Here is a 1,304-nt window from a genome sequence, read left to right on the forward strand (position 1 = left end):
GGGTGGTGGGGCGGGCGAAGCTTTTTTCGAGGGTGCGGATGGTTTTCACATAGCCCTGGGTCTCCTTGTACGGCGGCACGCCCGCGTACTTGATGACCGCGTAGGACCCCGCGTTGTAGGCGGCCAGCATGTTGCTGCTCTGGTCCCCCGGCACGTTCTTGACGTATCCCGCCAGTTCGCAGTCGTACGAGGCGGCGGAAGGGATCGCGTCGGCCGGGTCCCAGATGTTCTTCTTGCCGTCGCCATTGCCGTCGATCCCGTGGGTGGCCCAGGTGCCGGGAATGAACTGGGCGATGCCGCGCGCGTCGGCCGGGCTCTTGGCCGCCGGGTTCCAGCCGCTCTCCTGGTACAACTGGGCCGCGAGCATCGCCGGGTTGAGAGCCGGGCACAGGTTCCCCCACTTCTGCACCAGCGGCTGGTACAGGGCGGGCACCGCCCCCTTGGCCAGCCCGACCGACTTGCCCGCGCCGGACCCGGAGTTCAGCCCGGCCGCCGCCGAGTACGTGCCCACGACGAGCAGCGCGACGAAGCCCACGCCCGCCCCTGTCGCGACGCCTCCGGCCACCAGGTATTTACGCACCCCTCAACCCTCCCCCATTCGGGCCCGGTTCACCGCCTACTTCACTCGGAAGCCAGAACACGCGATGCTCGCGTAGTCCGTCGGACTGCTCCTGACGTGGTAGAAGACGACCGTCCAGTCCCCGGGGTCGTTGGCGACCGGGATGGCGTCTTCGGTTCTGCCCCCGAAGTGGCTGGTGTAGTCGTCCGGATACGTCAGCTCGATGAACTCACCGGACTTCCACTTGCGGTAGATGTCCACCGGTCGGCTGGTGTAGCCGATGGACTTGTTCTCCATCGTGAGATCCACGAAGGGCTTGCCCGTGCCGGGATCGATCTCGTGCGGCGGCTTCACCCCGACGGAGATGTAGTACGGAGCGGGTTTGGCGTCCTTCAGCTCGGCATCCTTCATCCGCATCACGATTTTGGCCTTCTTCGCGACGTACGGAAGGTTCTGGTCGGCGGAATCCTCGACCGCCGTCTGGAACTCGGCGGGTGTATTGCCCTCCCCGCCGATGGTCCGGCACTCACCGACTCCGTGCGAGGCGGTGACGGGGTCCTTGGACAGCGTCCAGTAGTCGCGCGAGACCCGGTTGTTCTCGATGTACTTCGGCGGCTGCTGCGCTGCCCCGGAGCCGCCCGAAGCGGCGGGCGAGGTTCGGCCGGACGGCTTGCCCGACGGCCCGGCCGACCCCGAGGCCCTGGCCTTGGCCCCGTCCCCCTCCCCACCCGGCAACCCCTGGAAC

At 67.6% G+C, this 1,304-nt stretch carries 1 protein-coding gene and 1 pseudogene; both read right to left on the reverse strand.

Annotated features, from left to right (window positions below):
• The coding region (locus tag ACJA3G_RS37160) for a lytic transglycosylase domain-containing protein (RefSeq protein WP_406557419.1) at positions 1 to 580 on the reverse strand (580 nt) is incomplete at its 3' end.
• A gap of 36 nt (positions 581 to 616) precedes the next feature.
• Positions 617 to 1,304: pseudogene (locus ACJA3G_RS37165) on the reverse strand (hypothetical protein); the annotation flags it as partial.

The sequence above is a fragment of the Streptomyces sp. YS-3 genome (assembly GCF_045257485.1).
Lineage (GTDB): Bacteria > Actinomycetota > Actinomycetes > Streptomycetales > Streptomycetaceae > Streptomyces.